This window comes from Akkermansia sp. NBRC 115031 (assembly GCF_030268505.1).
Lineage (GTDB): Bacteria > Verrucomicrobiota > Verrucomicrobiia > Verrucomicrobiales > Akkermansiaceae > Akkermansia > Akkermansia massiliensis.
On sequence record NZ_BSQU01000003.1, the window covers coordinates 162,411 to 181,750 of the forward strand.

17 protein-coding genes and 1 tRNA gene are annotated in these 19,340 nt (G+C 59.8%); 14 read left to right on the forward strand and 4 right to left on the reverse strand.

Annotated features, from left to right (window positions below; all coding sequences use genetic code 11):
* Positions 1-4 precede the first annotated feature (4 nt).
* The 11 genes from QSJ36_RS05555 to QSJ36_RS05605 are packed head-to-tail and all read left to right on the forward strand — an operon-like array spanning position 5 to position 12,477.
* Positions 5-1,030 (forward strand): glycosyltransferase family 2 protein, encoded by a 1,026-nt coding sequence (locus tag QSJ36_RS05555; protein WP_022396183.1) that lies wholly within the window; start codon positions 5-7, stop codon positions 1,028-1,030.
* Positions 1,023-2,186: a polysaccharide pyruvyl transferase family protein gene (locus QSJ36_RS05560; RefSeq protein ID WP_180973700.1), complete on the forward strand. Its 1,164-nt coding sequence runs from the start codon at positions 1,023-1,025 to the stop codon at positions 2,184-2,186. Before QSJ36_RS05555 ends, QSJ36_RS05560 begins: the two co-directional genes overlap by 8 nt.
* Complete coding sequence (locus QSJ36_RS05565; RefSeq protein WP_285467566.1) at positions 2,183-3,373, forward strand: glycoside hydrolase family 88 protein; 1,191 nt, start codon at positions 2,183-2,185, stop codon at positions 3,371-3,373. Before QSJ36_RS05560 ends, QSJ36_RS05565 begins: the two co-directional genes overlap by 4 nt.
* Positions 3,370-4,884: a hypothetical protein gene (locus QSJ36_RS05570; RefSeq protein WP_285467567.1), complete on the forward strand. Its 1,515-nt coding sequence runs from the start codon at positions 3,370-3,372 to the stop codon at positions 4,882-4,884. Before QSJ36_RS05565 ends, QSJ36_RS05570 begins: the two co-directional genes overlap by 4 nt.
* Positions 4,881-6,068 carry a glycosyltransferase gene (locus QSJ36_RS05575; protein ID WP_285467569.1) on the forward strand — a complete coding sequence of 396 codons (1,188 nt, stop codon included), beginning with the start codon at positions 4,881-4,883 and terminating at the stop codon, positions 6,066-6,068. Before QSJ36_RS05570 ends, QSJ36_RS05575 begins: the two co-directional genes overlap by 4 nt.
* 1 nt (position 6,069) lies before the next feature.
* Positions 6,070-7,185, forward strand: a complete 1,116-nt coding sequence (locus QSJ36_RS05580) for a glycosyltransferase family 4 protein (protein ID WP_102727404.1) — start codon at positions 6,070-6,072, stop codon at positions 7,183-7,185.
* Complete coding sequence (locus tag QSJ36_RS05585) at positions 7,182-8,222, forward strand: glycosyltransferase family 2 protein (RefSeq protein ID WP_285467571.1); 1,041 nt, start codon at positions 7,182-7,184, stop codon at positions 8,220-8,222. The genes QSJ36_RS05580 and QSJ36_RS05585 overlap by 4 nt, the downstream gene beginning before the upstream one ends.
* A complete protein-coding gene (locus QSJ36_RS05590) occupies positions 8,219-9,337 on the forward strand; it encodes a glycosyltransferase (protein ID WP_285467573.1) in 1,119 nt (372 codons plus the stop codon). Before QSJ36_RS05585 ends, QSJ36_RS05590 begins: the two co-directional genes overlap by 4 nt.
* The gene (locus QSJ36_RS05595) at positions 9,334-10,224 is read left to right on the forward strand and encodes a glycosyltransferase family 2 protein (protein WP_285467575.1); all 891 of its coding nucleotides are present in this window, start codon (positions 9,334-9,336) and stop codon (positions 10,222-10,224) included. Before QSJ36_RS05590 ends, QSJ36_RS05595 begins: the two co-directional genes overlap by 4 nt.
* A gap of 5 nt (positions 10,225-10,229) precedes the next feature.
* Positions 10,230-11,390, forward strand: coding sequence for a glycosyltransferase family 4 protein (locus tag QSJ36_RS05600; RefSeq protein ID WP_285467577.1), 1,161 nt, complete (start codon positions 10,230-10,232; stop codon positions 11,388-11,390).
* Between the two features lie 19 nt (positions 11,391-11,409).
* On the forward strand, positions 11,410-12,477 hold the full coding sequence (locus tag QSJ36_RS05605) for a glycosyltransferase (protein ID WP_285467579.1): 1,068 nt from the start codon (positions 11,410-11,412) through the stop codon (positions 12,475-12,477).
* Positions 12,478-12,499: 22 nt separating this feature from the next.
* On the opposite strand, the gene QSJ36_RS05610 is transcribed toward QSJ36_RS05605, so the two are convergent.
* The 3 genes from QSJ36_RS05610 to QSJ36_RS05620 all read right to left on the reverse strand — a co-directional run bounded on the left by QSJ36_RS05610 (position 12,500) and on the right by QSJ36_RS05620 (position 15,056).
* Positions 12,500-13,453: a retropepsin-like aspartic protease gene (locus QSJ36_RS05610; protein ID WP_285467581.1), complete on the reverse strand. Its 954-nt coding sequence runs from the start codon at positions 13,451-13,453 to the stop codon at positions 12,500-12,502.
* 419 nt (positions 13,454-13,872) lie between these two features.
* Complete coding sequence (locus tag QSJ36_RS05615) at positions 13,873-14,622, reverse strand: tail fiber protein (RefSeq protein ID WP_285467583.1); 750 nt, start codon at positions 14,620-14,622, stop codon at positions 13,873-13,875.
* Positions 14,623-14,979: 357 nt separating this feature from the next.
* Positions 14,980-15,056, reverse strand: a tRNA-Pro gene (locus tag QSJ36_RS05620).
* 102 nt (positions 15,057-15,158) lie between these two features.
* Between QSJ36_RS05620 and argC the strand changes: the two genes are divergently transcribed.
* The 3 genes from argC to QSJ36_RS05635 are packed head-to-tail and all read left to right on the forward strand — an operon-like array spanning position 15,159 to position 18,003.
* Positions 15,159-16,202, forward strand: a complete 1,044-nt coding sequence (gene argC / locus QSJ36_RS05625; RefSeq protein ID WP_102722594.1) for an N-acetyl-gamma-glutamyl-phosphate reductase — start codon at positions 15,159-15,161, stop codon at positions 16,200-16,202.
* Between the two features lie 32 nt (positions 16,203-16,234).
* Positions 16,235-17,488, forward strand: a complete 1,254-nt coding sequence (gene argJ / locus QSJ36_RS05630; protein WP_285467585.1) for a bifunctional glutamate N-acetyltransferase/amino-acid acetyltransferase ArgJ — start codon at positions 16,235-16,237, stop codon at positions 17,486-17,488.
* A gap of 11 nt (positions 17,489-17,499) precedes the next feature.
* Entirely contained in the window at positions 17,500-18,003 is a 504-nt protein-coding gene (locus QSJ36_RS05635) for a YkgJ family cysteine cluster protein (RefSeq protein WP_285467587.1), read from the forward strand.
* 159 nt (positions 18,004-18,162) lie between these two features.
* Here the strand turns inward: QSJ36_RS05635 and QSJ36_RS05640 are convergent, their stop codons facing one another.
* Positions 18,163-19,305 carry an SEL1-like repeat protein gene (locus tag QSJ36_RS05640; RefSeq protein WP_180971835.1) on the reverse strand — a complete coding sequence of 381 codons (1,143 nt, stop codon included), beginning with the start codon at positions 19,303-19,305 and terminating at the stop codon, positions 18,163-18,165.
* Positions 19,306-19,340: the final 35 nt, after the last annotated feature.

A 19,340-nucleotide genomic window follows, 5' to 3' on the forward strand; every position in this document is an offset into this window, starting at 1 on the left:
CGCCATGCCCTCCGTATCCGTCATTATTCCCGTGTTCAACGCCGCGCGTTTCCTTGAAAAATGCGTGGGGTCCGTGCTGGACCAGACCTTCACGGATTTTGACGTCTGCCTGGTGGATGACGGCTCCACGGACGGGAGCGGCCCGCTGTGCGACAGGCTGGCTTCCGGGGACGAGCGCGTCCGGGTCATCCATCTGGACAGGAACATGGGGGTTTCCGCCGCCAGGAACCGCGGCATGAAGGAAACGGACGGCCGCTGGCTGTGTTTCATTGACGGGGATGACTGGGTGACCCCCTCCTACCTTCAGGAACTGGTCTCCGCCGTGGAGGACGGCGCCTGCGACCTGGTGGTGGAAGGGCTGTGCTCCGTCCGCGCCGGGAAAAAGGATGAAGTGACGGTGCCGCAGCCCATGGAACTGGACGCCAGGCCCGGAGAGGAGGAAGCCTGGGTACGGCTGTTCCGCTCCTTCCTGCTTTTTGGCCCGGTGGTGAAATTGTACCGCCGCACTCTGCTGTCCCGGCATTCCATACGCTTTCCGGAGGACGTTTCCTATGGAGAGGACCTGATGTTCAACATGGCGTACCTGAAATACATCAGGCGTTTGAGAACGGTGGACAAGGCCGGATACTTCTACCGCCGGGCGGAGGAAGGCACCCTGTCCACGCGTTTTGTCCCGGAAAAATTCATCTGGATTGTCAGGCAGTTCCGCCTGGAGCGGAAGTACTTCCATACCAGGGGGCTGGAAGGGGCGTCAATCGAGGAATACCTGGCCTTCCGCTGGTGGGGGCTGGTGTACAACGCCCTGTTTGAAATCTACCGTTTCAGGGACCGGTACGGCTTGGCGGAGCGCATGAAAGCGGTGAGGACCATTGTGGGAACGCCGGAAAACAACCTGCTGCGCGCTTATCCCGGGGTGTTCCACTGTCCCGGGTGGATGAGCATGTGTTTATTCAACCGCTGGCCCTTCTGCCTGTTCCTGCTGATGGAAGGGGCGCGTGCCGGAAAAAATAAATCGAATGGGCATGCATAAGATTCTTTTATATCCCCATGGAGGCAGCGGCAATCACGGCTGCGAGGCGATTGTCAGGTCCACGATGCTGCTGCTCCGTCCCGGACAGGGTGTTCTATTCTCCTCCGCGTGCGGGGAAGACAGGCGTTATGGACTGGAACAAGTGGTGAGGGTGCTGCCGGAACAGCGGCCCATCCGGAGGTGCTCCTCCGGGTATGCGGGCGCGTGGCTGCGGCGGCGCGTGCTGGGCGTCCGTGACGCCTTTGACCGGCTCGCGTTCGGCGGCATCGTGAAGGAGGGTGCGGACCTGGCCCTGTGCAGCGGCGGGGACAATTACTGCTACGGGGAGCCCGTGCATATTTATTTGCAGAACGACCTGCTGCGCCGCGCCGGCGTGCCCACCGTCCTGTGGGGGTGTTCCCTGGAACGGAAGGATATGAAGGGGCGGATGCTGGAGGACCTCCGGGCCTTTGACCTGATTGTGGCGAGGGAAACCCTGACCTGCGACGCCCTGTTGGAATGCGGGTGCCTCCGCACGGTGCTGTACCCGGACCCGGCGTTTGCCCTTCCGGTGAAGGAGGGGCCTTTGCCGGAGGGCTGGAAGGAAGGGAACATGGTCGGCATCAACGTCAGCCCCCTGATTATCGGCCATGAGGGAAGGGCCGGGTCCGTGATGGAAAACTATGTGCGGCTGGTGGAATACCTGCTGGAAGCTACGGATATGAATGTAGCCCTCATTCCCCATGTGGTGTGGCCCGGCAACGATGACCGGAAGCCGCTGGGCGCGTTGCGGGAGCGTTTCCGGCACACGGGGCGCGTCGTTATGGTTGGGGACGCCCCCTGTGAGGAATTGAAGGGCTGCATTTCCCGGTGCCGTTTCCTGGTGGCCGCCCGTACCCACGCCTCCATTGCCGCCTATTCCACGGGCGTTCCCACGCTGGTGGCAGGATATTCCGTGAAGGCCAGGGGGATTGCCCGCGATTTGTTTGGGACGGAAGACGGCCACGTGCTGCCCGTGCAGGCGATGGATGACCCTGGCGAGTTGAGGAAGGCGTTTGTCCGGATGATGGAAAGGGAGGACGGACTGAAGGCCGCCTATGCGGAAAAAATCCCCGCGTATCGGGAACGCCTGGCGCGTTTGCCGGAAGAACTTTCAACCCTGTTGAAGCGGTCATGATTGCGTACGTTTCCATCTTGTCCGTCCTGCTCCTGCTGGTTCTGGCCGTGGTTTGCGTGGATGCCTGGCGATTCCTGGGGACGCTGGCGGGGCGTTTCCATATCGGGCGCTGGCAGGACCGGCGCGCGTGGCAGGAGGCCCTGGCCCGGACGGCCGCGGCATGGACGCGGCGCATGCCGGCCGTTCCCAAAAGGGACCAGGGCAGGCGCATCCTGTGGGAGATGGCGCGGGGAACCTACGCGGACGCCGCCATTCAGGGGTGGCAGGCGGCTGGGTTGTTCCTGGGTCTGCACGCCTATGCCGCGGACAGGAAGGATGAGGCATTGAAGGAAAAGCTGCGCCGCAGTCTGGAGGAACATGAACTGGTTAGGAATTGCCTGGCCGTTCCGGAGCCGGAACGGTGGGAGGCGGACCGGCTGCTGCTGGATTATGCCGTGCTGGAGGCCGGATGCCGCGGGGCGGACCAGGTGGCGGAGGCTTCCGCCGCATTGCTGGAATCCCTGCGGACGGGGGCGGGAACGCTGGCCTACAGGCGCAGGCAGCCCGGCGTGCGTTACGTGGATGCGATCGGGCTGGCCTGCCCGCTGGCGGCCGCCTGCGCGGCACGTACGGGAAAAGGGGAATACTGGAACCTGGCGGTGAAGCAGGTGGAGGAATATGACATGGCCCTGCTGCCGGGTTCTTCCTTCCCCGCCCATGGCTTTGAAATGGAGCGCGGCTACCCGCTGGGGCTGTATGACTGGTCCCGGGGCCTGGGCTGGTACGCGCTGGGATTGTGTGAGCTTTACCGCCTGATGGCTCGGCACGGGAGGCCGGAGGCGGCTGGAATGGCCCGGCGCATTCTGGCGCTGGCGGAGGAACTGCTGCCCCTGCAAAAGAAAAACGGCGGCTTCGGCTGGATGGTTGCCAGGCCGGAATCCGTGTTTGAATCTTCCGGAACGGCCCTGCTGGGCCTTCTGCTGCTGGCCGCCTACCGCATTTCCGGAGAGGAGCGTTTTCTGAAAGCCGCCTTCCGTGCGGAAAAGGCGCTGATGGGGGTGACGCGCCGCAACGGCGTGCTGGACATGTGCCAGGGGGATACCAAGGGCATCGGCATGTATTCCGACGTGTGGAGCCTGATGCCGTTCGCCCAGGGAATGGCCCTGCGGCTGAGCGTGGAACTCAACGGGGAGGAGGGTAAGGCGTGAGAACGCTGAACTCCGGCAAGAACTTTCTGGTGACCATCAGCCTGATGGTCACGATGACCCTGCTGGGCTTTGTGACGCGCAAGCTGTTCGTCAATGAAATAGGGGTGGAGTACCTGGGCCTCAACGGCCTGCTGACCAACATCCTGGCCGCTGTCACGCTGCTGGAGTCCGGCTTTGGAACCAGCGTGGTTTTTCACCTCTACAAGCCGCTGGCGGAGAACGACCGGCCGCGGATTCTGGCCCTGCTGCAATTTTACCGGAAGGTGTACCGCATCATTGCCGCCGCCGTGTTCATCCTGTGCCTGTGCCTGTACCCCTTCCTGGGCTGCTTCATCAAGGACGAGGGGCATCTGGACTACCTGACGCTGGTGTATTTCATCTTTGTCTTCAACTCCATCCTTCCGTACCTGACGGCATACAAGAACTCCCTCATCAATGCGGACCAGAAGAACTACAGGCTGGGGACCATCAACTTCGTCTACCAGGTGGGGCTGAACCTGTCCAAGCTGGCCATCCTGTACTATACGGCCAACTACGTGCTGTACCTGGTGGTGGAATCCCTGTTCCTGGCGGGGTTCAACGTGGCGATGGTGCGCAAGGTGGATGCCCTGTACCCCTACGTCAGGAGCAGGGTCTCCCATGCCCTGGACGCCGTGACGAAAAGCCAGATCGTCGTCAACGTCAAGGCCCTGTTCCTGCACAGCGTGGGCGGCTACTTCATGCATTCCACCAGCAACATCGTCATTTCCAGCTTCGTGGGGCTGGCGGCGGTGGGCTTCTATTCCAACTACATGCTGGTGGTGGGAACCATCTCCACCTTCATCATGCAGGTGATCAACAGCATGGCGGAAAGCGTGGGGAACCTGATCGCCAGTGAGGACAGAGGGCATGTGTACGAGATTTTCAAGAGGGTTTTCCTGATTAACTTCCTGATTTCAGGGGTGTCCTCCATCGTTCTGCTGAACACGCTGAATCCCTTCATCGTCTGGTGGCTGGGGCCTGAATACATGCTCTCCGGGGCCTGCTCGTTCGTCATCATCCTGAACTTCTTCGTGGTGGGCATGAGGCGTTCCGCCATGGTGTTCAAGACCAAGGCGGGCATCTTCCACCAGGACCGGTACTCCCCGCTTCTCCAGGGCGTGATCAACGTCGCGCTTTCCGTCACGCTGGTGCAGTGGTGGGGGATTACGGGCGTGCTGCTGGCCGCGACGCTCAGCCTTCTTTCCATCGGCGTCTGGCAATTCCCCCGGCTGGTGTACAGGCATGTATTCCACCAGCCCCTGAGGCGGTACTTCATCACATACGGATGGTACCTGCTGCTGGCGGCGGCGGGATATGCGCTGACGTATCCCCTCTGCGCCCGTTCCTATTTTTCCTCCCCCCTGGCGAACCTGTTCATGTGGGGCATTATTTCCGTAGTCATTCCGCTGGGCCTGGACGTACTCGTGCTGTTCAGGACGTCCCCCTTCCGCGGGCTGATGGGCCACATGCGCACGCTGGCATGCAGATGAAACGTATATTCATAGCCATTCAATACATGGAGCTGGGGGGCGCGGAACGCGCTCTTCTGGGGCTGCTGGATGCGCTGGACGCCTCCCGTTTCCAGGTGGACCTGTTCGTTTACCGCCATTCCGGAGAGCTGATGCCGCTGATTCCGGATAAAGTGAACCTTCTGCCGGAACTTCCCTCCTACCGTGCGCTGTCCCGTCCGGTAAAGGACATCCTGAAGGAAGGGAGGCTGGGCATTGCCGCCGCGCGCCTGTGGGCCAAGCGGCGTTCCGCCCGTTTTGGAAAACGGCTGGAAGGCCGTGAAAACTACGCCGTCTTTGACGATGCCGCCGCCGCCGTCTCCCCGTTTCTTCCTTCCCTGAAAAAGCTGGGCGTGTATGACTTGGCCATCAGCTTCCTGACGCCCCACCGCATCGTCCGGGACAAGGTGCTGGCCCGCAGGAAAATAGCCTGGATTCATACGGACTACTCCTCCATCGGAATCAATGTGGAGCGTGAATTGCCGGTGTGGCGCAGCTATGACCGCATCATCTCCATTTCCCCCCAGGCCGGGAGGGGCTTCCTGTCCCGCTTTCCGGAACTGGAGGATAAGCTGGTGGAGATGCAGAACATCGTTTCCCCGGAAGCGGTGAGGGAACAGGCCGCTCTGGAAGACGTTTCCGCCGTGATGGAGGGGGCCCCGTCCCTGTGCACCGTGGGAAGGTTCTCCCATGCCAAGGGGATGGACCGCGCCGTCAGGCTGGCCGCGCGCCTGGTGGCAATGGGGATGGAAAAACTGCGCTGGTACCTCATCGGCTACGGGGATGAAATGTCCCTGCGCCGTGAAATTGCCGCCTGCGGCATGCGGGAACACGTGGTCATTCTGGGAAAAAAGGCCAACCCCTACCCGTACATGGCCGCCTGCGGGCTGTATGTGCAGCCGTCCCGGTATGAGGGAAAGGCCGTGGCGGTGAGGGAGGCGCAGATATTGGGACGGCCCGTAGCCATTACAAACTTTCCGACCTCCGCCGGGCATCTGGAAGACGGCGTGGACGGAATCATCATCCCCAATGACGAGGAAGGCGCCGCGCTGGCCCTGTTCCGGCTGCTGAAGGATGACGCGCGCCTGGAAAGCCTGTCTGAGGAATGCCGGAGGCGTGACTACGGCAACCGTGATGAAATCCTGAAACTGGAGGCATTGATCTGACATGGGAAGACGGCTTTTATACATCACCAACGGCATCGCCGGAGCGGGAGGGCTGGAACGGGTGCTCTCCGTCCGGACGCGCCTGCTGGCGGAACGGTACGGGGATGAAATCCATATCCTGACGCTGAATGAAGAAGGAAAGGAGCCTTTTTATGACTTCTGGCCCGGCATTCACGTTCATGACGTGCGCATGCAGGGAAATCCTGCCGCGAGGCTGAAGGCCTGGGCAAGCGGCGTTCGGAAGGCGGTGCGCGCCGTCAAGCCTGCTGTCGTTTCCGTTTGCGACGACGGCTTCAAGGGGTTCTGGATTCCCTTCCTGCTGACGGGCTGCGGCTGCCCCGTGGTCTATGAACGCCACGTTTCCCGGCTGATTCAGGCGGACGGCCTGAAATCTTCCGCTCTCATGAAACTGGAATTCGCCCTGATGCGGTTCCTGGGAAAACGCTTCTCCCGTTTTGTGGTGCTGACGCCCGGCAACCGGGAGGAATGGCCCATGGCGAATGTGGAGGTGATTCCCAATCCCCTGCCGTTTTATCCGGAGGCACCCTCTTCCGGAAAAGAAAAAAGAGTGATTGCCGTCGGCAAGGTTTCCCCCCAGAAAAACTACGGAGCGCTTCTGGCCGCCTGGAAAAAGGCGCACGGTAAATTTCCGGAATGGAAGCTGGAGCTGTTCGGAGCGGAGCGGGATGGTGGAAAGCTGAGGGAGGAAATACGCCGGGAAGGGCTGGAAGAAAGTTTTCTGCTGCATCCGCCCACCCGGAGGATCATGCGGGAATATCTGCGGTCTTCCATCTGCGCCATGTCTTCCCGGTATGAAGGCTTCGGCATGATGCTGGCTGAGGCCATGGCGTGCGGCGTGCCGTGCGTGGCCTTTGACTGCCCCTGCGGCCCCGGCGACATCATCCGCCATGGGGAGGACGGCCTTCTGGCGCGGCCGGGAAAGGTGGCGGAACTGGCTTCCGCCCTGGAACTTCTGATGGGGAATGAAAAACTGCGCGCCTCCATGGCCGCGAAAGCGCGGGAAAATGTGAAGCGGTACGCGGCTGAAACGGTGGCGGCCCAATGGGACGGCCTGTTCCGCCGCATCCTTCAGGAAAGGAAAGGAGGCAAGCCGTGATTTCCGTCATCGTTCCCGTCTATAACGCGGAGGCTTATCTCTCCCGCTGCCTGGAAAGCATTCTGAACCAGACGTACCGGGATATTCAGGTCATCTGCGTGAATGACGGTTCCACGGACTCCAGTGGGGACATGCTGGAAGAACTGCGCCGCCGGGATGGCCGGGTGCAGGTGGCTTGCCGGGAAAACTCCGGCTTGTCCGCCTCCCGGAATGCCGGGCTGGAGCTGGCGGAAGGGGAATACGTGATGTTTGTGGATGCGGACGACTGGCTGGACGAACACGCCTGCGCGCACGCGATGGAAGCCATGCTGGGAAGGGACGCGGACATCGTGTTCTGGAGCTATGCCAGGGAATATGGAACGGCGTCCGCCCCGGTGCTGTTCTGGCGCGAGGAGCGGGTGTTTGAAGGGGAATCCATGGAATGGCTGAGGAACCGGCTCCTGGGGCCGTCCGGGGCTGAACTGGGGCGTCCGGAACGGCTGGACTCCTACGGTACGGCCTGGGGCAAGCTCTACAGGCGTTCCCTGTTCCGGGAAGGGGAAGCCTCCTTCGTGGACACGGCCCTGATCGGCTCCGCGGAAGACGTGCTCTGCAATCTTTCCCTGTTCCGGGCGGCCCGCAGGGCGGTGTACATCCCCACCACCTTCTACCATTACCGGAAGACGGCGCCGGGAGCCCTGACCAAGCGGTACAAGCCGGAGCTGGCGGACCAGTGGGAGGAACTCTTCCGCCGGATGGAGCGGCAGGTGCGGGAAAGCGGAGCTTATCCGGAAGCGGAGCAGGCCCTGCGGAACCGCATGGCGCTCTCCGTCATTTTCCTGGGCTTGAACGTCTGCGACGCTCCGGCCTCCTCCTTCCGGAAATGCCGTATTCTCCATGAACTGCTGAAACGGGACTGGTGCCGGGAGGCGGTGAAAGGACTACCCACAGCATCTCTCCCTCCCCACTGGAAAGCGTTTTTCCTGACCGTGAAGCTGGGGTTCGTCCCCGGTTTGTACCTGCTTCTTCTGACCATTAAAAAAATTCTGGCAAAATGACCCCTCAACGAGTGCTCATGGTATTCTCCATCATGAACCGCGGCGGAGCGGAAACGATGGTGATGAATTATTACCGCCACATTGACCGCAGCAGGCTCCAATTTGATTTCCTGGTGCACCGGGAGACGCCCGGCATTTATGAAGAGGAAATCCGGAGGCTGGGAGGGCGGATTTACAGGCTGCCGCCCATCACCCTGCGCGGTCTGGCGGCGTATCAGGAAAAAATAGCGGCTTTTTTTGACGGACATCCGGAATACAAGCTGGTTCACGGCCACTGTTCCGAGCTGGGCTACTGGGTGTACCGGGCGGCGGCGGCGCGGAACATTCCTTTCATTGCGGCGCATGCCCACAGCTCTCCGGTAGGAATTGATAAAAACTCCCTGTTCCGCTTCGTGCTCAAGCACCTGATGCGTCCCTGCCTGACGCACCGCTTCACGTGCAACGAACTGTGCGGGCGCTGGCTTTTCGGCCGCAGGGGCGCGCGTGACGCCATCGTCGTCCGGAACGCCATTGACGCGGGGCGGTTCACCTATTCCCCGGAGGTCCGGGAGCGGGTGCGGAAGGAAATGGGCTGGGAAGGCAGGCTGGTAGTGGGCCACATCGGAAATTTTTCCTGGCCCAAAAACCACGAATTCCTGCTGCGCGTCTTCCGCGCCCTGCTGGCGGTAAGGCCGGACGCCCTGCTGGCGCTGGTGGGAAGCGGCGGGGAAGGAGAGGGCAGGATCCGGCAGGAGGCGGAGCGGCCTGAATGGGGCGGCAGCATCCGCCTGCTGGGCGGCAGGGATGACGTTGCCGCCCTGGTGCAGGGGATGGATGTCTTTGTCTTCCCCTCCCGGTTTGAAGGCTTCGGCATTGCGATGCTGGAAGCGCAGGCGGCGGGGCTGCCCGTGGTTGCGTCCGACCGGGTGCCGGGGGATGGCGCGGTGGTCCCGGGCCATGTGAATTTTATGTCCCTGAAAAAATCCCCCGCCGCCTGGGCGCGGAAAATAGCGGAACTGGCGGACGTCTGGCAACGGACGGATGCGTCCGCCTTCATCCGTGAAGCGGGGCTGGACATCGTCCGCAATGCGGAAAAGCTTCAGGAACTCTATCTGTCACAGGGAGGTGAAGCGTGAAACCCCTGCTCACCGTCTTCACGCCCTCCTTCAACAGGGCGGACTGCCTGCGCCACTGCTATGAAAGCCTGCGGCGGCAGACCTGCCGTGATTTTATCTGGCTGGTGGTGGACGACGGCTCCACCGACGGCACGGAGGAACTGGTGAAGGAATGGATGCGGGAAGGCGCGCTGGACATACGCTGCCACCATCAGGAAAACGGAGGCATGCATGCCGCCCACAATGCCGCGTATGAATTGATGGACACGGAACTCAATGTCTGCCTGGATTCCGACGACCTGATGCCGGAAGACGCCGTGGCCTCCATTCTGGAATTCTGGGAACGTCACGGAAGTGACCGTGTGGCCGGACTGGCAGGGCTGGATGCGGACGTGAAGACGGGGGAACTCATCGGCACGGCCTTTGCAGGGGATGTGCAGGAAACCACATTGACCGGGTTTTATGCGGCGGGAGGCCGCGGAGACAAGAAGCTGGTGTACCGCACCGCGCTGATGAAGCAATTGCCACCGTATCCCGTCTTTCCCGGTGAAAAATACGTGGGGCTGGGCTACAAGTACATGCTGGCGGACCGCGTCGCCCCGCTGCTTACGATGAACAAGGTGCTTTGCCTGGTGGAATACCGGGAGGACGGCTCCTCCAGGAACATGTTCCGCCAATACGTGCTCAACCCGCGGGGATTCGCCTTTCTGCGGAAGGAGGGAATGAAATACCAGCCCTCCCGGCGTCGGCGGTTCATGGAGGCGGTTCATTACGTCTCCGCCTCCCTGCTGGCCCGCAATCCGGTTTTTTTGCGGGAATCACCGCGGCCGTTGCTGACTCTGGCGGCCCTGCCGTTTGGAGTGGTCCTGACGGGCCTCATTCTGGCCAAAAACGGAAGAAAGGAATAACGGAGATGAAAATAGCCTATGTACTGGATGATCTGGACGCGGCGGGCGGCATTCAGGCCGTGACGCGCGCCAAGGCTGCCGCCCTGGCCGCCATCCCCGGCAATGAAATAATGCTGGTGACGGCCAATGATTCCCGGAGAACCGCTTCCTCCCTCCCTCCGGGCGTGAAGGTGGTTCACCTGGATGTGAACTACTATGAGGACGACTGGAAGGGATTCCTGTATGTGCTGAAGGGCATTCTGGTCCGGCGCAGGAGGCATGCGAAAGCTCTGCGGAAGGCGCTGGATGAACTCCGTCCGGATATAGTCGTCTCCGTAGGGCAGTCGGAAAAATTCATGATACCGCGCCTGTCGCGCGGCAAGCCGTGGAAAACCGTGCGCGAATTCCACTACTCCGGAACGTACCGGAAGGACTATGCGCGGCTTCAGGGGGGAATCCGTGCGCGCGTAATGGCTGCTCTTTCCGACTTCTATGAATTCGGCCTCCGCAGGGGAACCTATGACGCTACCGTCGTTCTCACCCGGCAGGACCGGGAAGAAAACTGGAAGGGCAGGCGGGGAGTGCATGTCATTCCCAATCCGTGCGTATGGCGGCCGGAGCGGGTTGCCTCCCTGGACCGTCCGACAGCTGTGGCCATTGGGCGGCTGGTTCCGGTGAAGGGATTCGGCCTGCTGGTACGCGCGTGGGAAAAAGTGGCCGCCGTTCATCCGGACTGGAAACTGGAAATCTGGGGGGACGGTCCGGAGCGCGGCTCTCTTGAGCGCCTGGTCCGGGAAAAAGGGCTGGAAAAAAACGTGCTGCTGCGCGGAGCCACAGGGGAGGTGCAGGAAAAACTGCTGCAAGCCTCCATGCTGGTATTCCCCTCTCTCTTTGAAGGCTTCGGCATGGTGTTGGTGGAAGCCATGGCATGCGGCGTGCCGTGCGTGGCTTTTGAATGCCCGTGCGGTCCGCGGGACGTCATTTCCCCGGAAGAAGACGGCCAGCTGGTTCCCCCCGGGGATACGGACGCCCTGGCCCGCGCCATCATCCGACTGATGGAACAGCCGGAGCTAAGGAGCCGCATGGGGGCAGCCGCCCGGAACAAGGCGGCCCGTTATGCGATGGATGCCGTTTGCGCCGCGTGGATGGACCTCTTCCGTCAATTAAACTCTTCTTCATCACGCTAACCTTTATTTTCATAAAAACATGCCGCTCGTTTCCATCATCATTCCCTGCTACAACGTAGCCCCCTTCATGAAAAAATGCCTGGATACCGTCTGCGCCCAGACGCTCCGGAACATTCAAATCATCTGCATCAACGACGGCTCCGGGGATGGAACCCTGGACATCCTGAGGGAATATGAAGCCGCGGATGAACGGTTCGTCGTCATCGACCAGCCGAATGCGGGCGTGGCGGCGGCGCGGAACGCCGGGCTGGATGCGGCTTCCGGGGAATACATCGGCTTTGTGGACCCGGACGACTACATTTCCCCCGTCATGTTCCAGCGCCTGTATCTGGCGGCGGAGGAATACCGGGCGGACGTGGCGTGCATGGGGGCGACGATTGCGGGGGACATGCCCCTCTCCGTCCGCTGGAGCATGCTCAACGGCCTGCAATGCCCGGAATGGCATTGCGGCCACTATGACTTTGCAACGATGGGGCCGTTCAGCGAACTGTGCTGGGACAAGCTGTACCGGGCGGAATTCCTGAAAAAAACGGGCCTCCGCTTCCGGTCCGGAATGAAGCAGGGCAGTGACGCCCTCTTCAACAACCTGCTCCAGCCCTATGTGAAAAGAATCGTGAAAATACCGGACTGCCTGTACATCTACCGTCCTACCCGCCCGGACTCCCTGGTGAACGTGTACAAGGCCCCGGACAAAAAGGGTTCCGGCTTTTATCCGGCTCTGGAACGCATCGACCTGATTGCGGCGGCCTACCGGGAACAGGGCGTGCTGGAAAGAGCCGGGATTACGGTGCTGAACTGGCTGAACGGCAGCATCCAGCTCTTTTCCTCCAACCTGTTGAACCAGACGGCGGCAGAAAAAAAGGAGGCTCTGGACGCCGTCCGGACGCTGCTGGACAAATATGAATGGCGTGAGTTCGTCAAATCCCCGGAATCCCCCTTCCGCCTGTTGAGACACATTGCGAAAGGGAACGACTTCCGCGTTCGGTGCGCCCTCTTCGGCATCTACCGCGTTCTGCATTCCCGGCTGGGAACGAAGCTGGTGGACCTCTGCACCCGCATCATCAACCTGCGCGGAAGCGCCCGGTAGGGTAGGGTGGTGCCGGAATGCCTTACTTTCCGGAAGAAAAGGCCGCGTCCGGCTGCGGGCGGAGCAGGCAATCATAAAACGGAGTGTAAAGCAGATTGTTGGGAATCAGGTAAATATACCCTTCCCGGGAATCATAGACCATGTTGAACCGTTTCAGCAGGTTGTTGCCCATGACGCCGTCCATTTCCGCGATGCTCTGAATACCGCTGGTGACGGTGGAGAAGGCACCGGGGATGAGCGGAAGCTTGCAGCCGCCCAGTTGGATGCTGTCGAACATGACGTTTTCCAGAACCCCGGTATGGGAATCCGAACTGGAAATGCGGGAAATGGAAAACGGCTTTTGGCTGCCCAGCAAATGATGTTTTTTGACGAAAGGCGTGTTGAGGTCCAGGACACGGTCAGAGCCGGTATCCACGGATAAACGGAGCTGGTGGGTTTTTCCGTTGACCGTCACTTGTGCGGGGACAACCGGAACGCCCATCACGTACTCAATCTTCAGGCGGATGGCATTCGCCGGCGGCGTATAGGAACCGTGCGGATACAGGTAAATCTTCCGATCGGTGTAGTTCACTTCCGTTACCTGCTGATTAATGAACCAAAGGCCCAGCACGCCGTCCCACTGGTCCGGTGAATAGGGAATGGCAATAAAGGGAACGTGCTCCATGGCTTGTTCCCCGATGGCGAATTGGTTCTCCGTGCTTCCGCGGACTTCATCGGACCCTGTGGCGCCGTGGTTGACGACGGTCTCGTTGAATTCCATTGGAACGCCTTTCAGGGAATTGGTGCTGATGACCATGGATGTGGCTCCGGTATCAAAAAGAAAACGCAGGGGACGGCTGCCATTGACGCTCCCCTTCACGTAAATGCGGCTGGCAGTGCCCAGCTCAAAGGGAATGCTGTCAATAGGAACATTGGCCGCCTGTGCAGGGAAAAAAGGGACCAGTAAAATAGACAGAAACGACAGGATTTTTTTCATACGCATTATCTTTTATACCAGTGAGGTGGGGTTTTTCATGAGAACAGATGTCCGGACATTTTACGATGTCAGCCTATCTTTTGTTCAGCAACAGGTGGTTTATAGCAGGAGACTACCGGAGCCAACAGTGTAAAAAATGTTTTTCATCAAATATTAAGAATATTCTTTTTTCAGAAGAAGGATGGATGCAAATGTGATTCGTTTCGTTACATGATGGTGAAATACAGCTTCTGAGTAAAGAAAGGCTCTATTCGTCCCTTAAATGGAAAGAAAAACCGCCGAAAGCAGGATACTCGCGGCGGTTGGAGATGGTTGCTGCCACTGGTTTTGACGCTGAAGCGTTCAAATATTCCTTTGGGTAAAAGATAAAACAGGCGTGAGATTCAACCAACTGTAATGTTTTTATTAATAGATATAGTCTAGTACTTGATAATGGGTATCAAAGCCATATTGACAGGGCGGTTTTCGTCGGCCGTCGGAACAGAGTCGGAGGCGTCAAAAATTAGAGTGCTGGTAAATCTGTCCGTATATTGTGTATGTCCTCCGTATGTTTGATTTTTACCTGTCATTTTTGAAAACACGCCAGTTCCCCCTGATGGGCCAATTGAAATATTTGTTTGCAGTTTCCCTGTAATATTGCGGATAGCATCCCCTTGCACGCTACCTACAGTTCTCTCTGTAGAAGTGGAACGGATGAACAGCCCGCTGTCTTTTGTCAAGTCGGGAAGGGCGAAGGTAGTTATGCCATCGCCGCCATAGGTGGTGCTGATTGCCGCGTACAATTCCGGATACTGACTGATTTGGAGAGTCGTGCCATTGCATTCCAGCCAGCCGTTCGGGGCTGTGCTGCCGCAGAACCACATGAAGCAGCCAGGAGGCACGCTGGAACCTTGCGGACCTTCGGGACCTGCATCCCCTTTATCTCCCTTGTCCCCTTTGGGGCCCTGTGGACCGGCAGGGCCCTGGATGCCGGGTTCACCCTTGGGGCCTTGGGGGCCTTCCGGTCCCGGGGCTCCCGGATCGCCCTTGTCTCCTTTAGGTCCTTGACCGCCTGAGTTCCATTTTTCCTTTTCCTGTGCCGTGACGTGAATGCTTGCGTTTCCTGCATGAGCGGAAAATTCATTCTGCGTGGTCATCAGGATTCCGTTAATCGTGATAATCTCATTCATGATTGTTGTCTAATTGGTTCGGGATAACCCCGGCTGGTGAACATCCTGTTTTTCTTTGGATACATATCTCCTGATTACTCGGGAACCTGTTTCAGGACAGACACCTTGCGAAAGGAATTTGCATGTATTTCAAAAAGAAGTCATCCCGCATGCAACGTCAGGCGGAAACGCCAAATGGGCAGAATACAACGATTCCACGTGCTTTTCTCCTTTTCCTAATTTTTCCGCATTGACGCGGGCTCATGGATAGAAAGACCCACATCCCCATGATGTTGAGAGGCAGGCGGACGGCAATTATTTCAATATGCCTGAAAATGAAAAACCGCCGTAAGCTTTTCAACTTACAGCGGTTAAAAGTGGTCGGGTTGACAGGATTCGAACCTGCGACCCCCTGCACCCCATGCAGGTGCGCTACCAGACTGCGCTACAACCCGATAAAATCGGACCGACCGGGGCCGTGTCTTGCGACGGCGAGGTGTATATAGGAAAACTTTAGTGTTGGCAAGAGTCTTTTTTCATAGCATATCTTTTTTGTCATGAAGCAAGTTCAAGTTGCAGTCGTCGGGGCCAGTGGCTACACCGGACAGGAGTTGTTGCGCATCCTGTTGAATCACCGCGGAGTGAAGCTGGTGTGCGCTACCTCCCGCCAGTATGCCGGACAGCCGTTGTGGGAGGTGTTTCCCCGTTTCCGGCAGGTTCCGGGTTCCGACCTGAAGTTTACGGATTCCGATGTGGACGCGATTGCCGCCACGGGCGCGGAGGTGGCTTTCCTGGCGCTGCCGCATGGCGTGGCCGCTTCCTATGCCCGCGGCCTGGTGGACCGCGGCGTGCGCGTGATTGACCTGAGCGCGGATTTCCGCCTGGACAGCCCGGAAGTGTACGAGGAGTATTACGGCAACGCCCATCCGGATACGGCCCTGATGCAGGAGGCCGTGTACGGCCTGCCGGAGTGGCGCGGGGAGGAGATTGCCCGGGCGCGCATCGTAGCTTCCCCCGGCTGCTATCCCACCAGCATCCTTCTTCCCCTGATTCCCCTGTTCAAGGCCGGCATTCTGGAGCCGGAGGACGTCGTGGTCTGCTCCGGCAGCGGCGTGAGCGGCGCGGGGCGCAAGGCGTCCATTCCCCTGCTGTTCTGCGAGTGCAATGAGAGTTTCCATGCTTACGGCGTGCCGAAGCACCGCCATTTGAGCGAGATTGAGCAGGAGCTTTCCCATGCCGCCGGGAAGACGGTGGTGATGTCCTTTACCCCCCATTTGATTCCCGTGAATACGGGCATTTGCTCCACCATTACGGCCAGGGTGAAGAAGGGAGCGGATCCCGAGTCCGTCGGCCGCCTGTTGGAAGAAGCTTATGCGGCGGCTCCGTTCGTGCGCCTTCTGGGTCGCAACCAGCCTGCGGATACCAAGAATGTGACGCGGACGAATTGCGTGGACATCGGCTGGGCCTATGATCCCCGGACGAACCGCGTGATTCTGATGAGCGCGGAGGATAATGTGGTGAAAGGCGCGGGCGGCCAGGCCGTCCAGTCCTTCAATATCATGTGCGGGTTCGATGAAACGGAAGGCTTGTGGGTCCTGTAGTTTTTTGATACGCTGGAAGGCACTTCAAGACGATGAATGATTCATCCTATATTCCGGTTGACGGGGGCGTTTGCGCGCCCCAGGGCTTTGTGGGGAGCGCCGTAAGCTGCGGCATCAAGAAGCCTACGGCCACGCGCCTGGACCTGGCCCTGGTTTATTCCACGGAACCCTGCGTTTCCGCAGGCACGTTCACGACCAACCGAGTGCAGGCCGCCTGCGTGAAGGTGAGCCGGGAGCACCTCCGGAAGGGGAATATCCGCGCCATCGTGGCGAACAGCGGGAATGCGAACGCGTGTACCGGAGCCCAGGGGGTGGAAGACGCCAGGGGCGAGTGCAGGAGCGTTGCGGAACTTCTTGGGCTGAAGCCTGCGGAAGTGGCCGTGTGCTCCACCGGCGTGATCGGCCTGCCGATGCCCATGATGCGCATTTACCCGAAGTTCCCGGAATTGGCGGAAGGCCTTTCCCGCGACAAGGGGCACGAGGTGGCCCAGGCCGTGATGACCAGCGATACGAAGGAGAAGATCATTGCCATTGAATTCATGGTGCAGGGCAGGCCCGTGCGCATCGGCGCATGCTGCAAGGGTGCGGGCATGATCAATCCCTGCATGGCTACCATGCTGTGCTTTATTACGACGGACGCGGGCATTTCCCGCGACGTGCTGGAGCTGTGCGTGCAGTCCGGCGTGAAGAGTTCCTTCAATTGCATCACCATCGACGGCGACATGAGCACGAACGACACGGTGCTGGTGATGGCGAACGGCGCTTCCGGCGTGAAGCTGGAATCCCCGGAAGATATTTACGCGTTCCAGCAGGCTCTGGCCCATGTGATGCTGGAGCTGGCCAAGCATATCGTGCAGGACGGCGAACGCGTGACCAAGTTTGTGACCGTGCATGTGACCGGAGGCCGTACGGAGGATGAAGCGAAGAAGGCGGCGGAAGCCGTCGCCAAGTCATCCCTGGTGAAGAGTTCCTGGAACGGGAACGATCCCAACTGGGGGCGCATTATCCATGCCGTGGGCTATTGCGGCGCGAAGGTGGATGAAGAGAAGATCGACATCGACATCGCCGGATTGGCCGCCTGCCGCGGCGGCATGCAGGCGGATACTCCGTCGGACGAATTGCGGCAGGCCGTGCAGGTTCCCGCATTCCAGGTGGATATCAATTTGAACCGGGGCGAGTTTTCCCATACGGTGTACACCACGGATTTGTCTCCGGAGTATGTGGACTTCAACCGTTCCGAGTACGCGTATTGGAACCAGGCGAAGGCCGATGGCCTGACGCATTAACCGCCGTAGTCATGGCGCCGGGAAAGTGCCGTCATGGAAGAGCGGAGGGAGCTGTTCCCTCCGCTGAAATGCTGATGGAAGTGCGGCGCCTTCTGGATGAAGGCGCTCTCCGCGCTTCCCGGGCGCAGCGTTCCTGCACGGGCGTGGCGGATTGCTGCCGGTTCCGGCTGACAGGAGAGACGCCGCATGTGACGCTGGGGGAGGCGTGGATGGCCTGGAAGGCGTGGCGCGCCGCCGGACGCACGCGCGTGGAGCTGCCGCCGGACGGAAGCTGCCCATTTCTGAACGGGCAGGGGAAGTGCATGATTTACCAGGGAAGGCCGCTGGCGTGCCGCACCCATTTCTGCATGTCTGCGGGTGGGGCCTTGCCCCGGCGGGAAGTGATCGATCTGATTCGCGCTCTTGAGGATATTGACGTCGTGCTGGGCGGCGATGGCGCAACACGGCTGCCGGAGGCGGTGGAAAGGTTGTCCCGGAAAGGCCCGGCGGGCGGTGGGAGGAAGAGGCGGCGGTGATGGAATGCGGCGGCTTCTTGATGAAGGCCGGGGGCCTTCAATCCCAGGCGGACGTTTTTTCTTTAAGCCATGGGGATATGTTTTTTCCCTGCGTTTTTTGATGGCTGCTGCGCTGCGAAAAGGGATTCTCCGATTCTTGTAAAAAGAAGAAGCGTTTTTTCAGGCCTCCGCATCCGGTTTTTTCTCTTTTTCCTGCTTGGAGGCCAGGTGGCGCAGGGCGCTGGCGGCCTTTTTGTTGCCGTGCCTGACGGCTTTCTGGTACCATTCCGCCGCCTGTTCGTCATCCTGCGGAATGCCGTAGCCGTGGGCGTAGCAGTTGCCCACATTGAACATGGCTGTGGCGTTGCCCTGTTCCGCCGCCTTGAGATACCATTTCAAGGCTTCCTCCCGGTTGACGGGCGTTCCCTTGCCGTTCAGGTGGCACCACCCCAGGTTGAGCTGGGCCGTTGTATGGCCCTGTTCGGCGGCCTTGGTGTACCAGTGGACGGCTTTGGCCATGTCCACTTCCATGCCCCGGCCGTTGCCGTAGCACCAGCCCAGCGTGTATTGGGCCGTGATCTGGCCCTGGAGGGCTGATTTGTGGTACCATACCAGCGCCTTGTCGATATTCGGCTGCACGCCGAAACCGTTTTCATAACACCAGCCCAGGTTATACTGGGCCGTAGCGTGGTTCTGCATGGCGGCCTCCTCATACCAGTAGGCGGCTTTTTGCGGATTTCGGGGAGTGCCGCTTCCATTGCCGTAGCACCAGGCCAGGTTGTACTGGGCACGGGGATCCCCCTGTTCCGCGGCCTGCTTGTACCAGTACACGGCCTGTTCCCAGTTTTTCTGGCTGGCGCTGTTGGCGTAAATCCAGCCGAGGTTGAGCTGGGCTACCGCGTGACCTTGTTCCGCCGCTTTTTTGTACCAGGTGATGGCCTGGTTTTCGTCTTTTTCCACGCCCAGCCCGTTGATATAGCAGAATCCGAGGTCGAATTGCGCGGTGGGATGGCCTTGCTCGGCGGCTTTCCGGTACCAGTAAAAGGCTTTGTCATTGTCCTGCGGGGCGCCTATGCCGTTGGAGTAGGCCCAGCCAAGGTTGAGCTGGGCTGTCACGTGGCCCAGTTCCGCCGCCTGCTGGTAGCAGTAGAAGGCTTCCTGCTGGTTTTCCGCTACCCCGCGCCCCTGTTCATAACTGATCGCCAGTTGGAACAGTGCCTGGGCGTCTCCTTTCAGGGCTATCTGCTGAAGGGTTTCTATGTCGACGGAATAGGTCGAGACGGTGCTTTCCAGCTCGCCGTGGTTGTTGGAAGCGTCATTCATTTCACAGGTAACCGCACTGGAGAACATTGGAACAA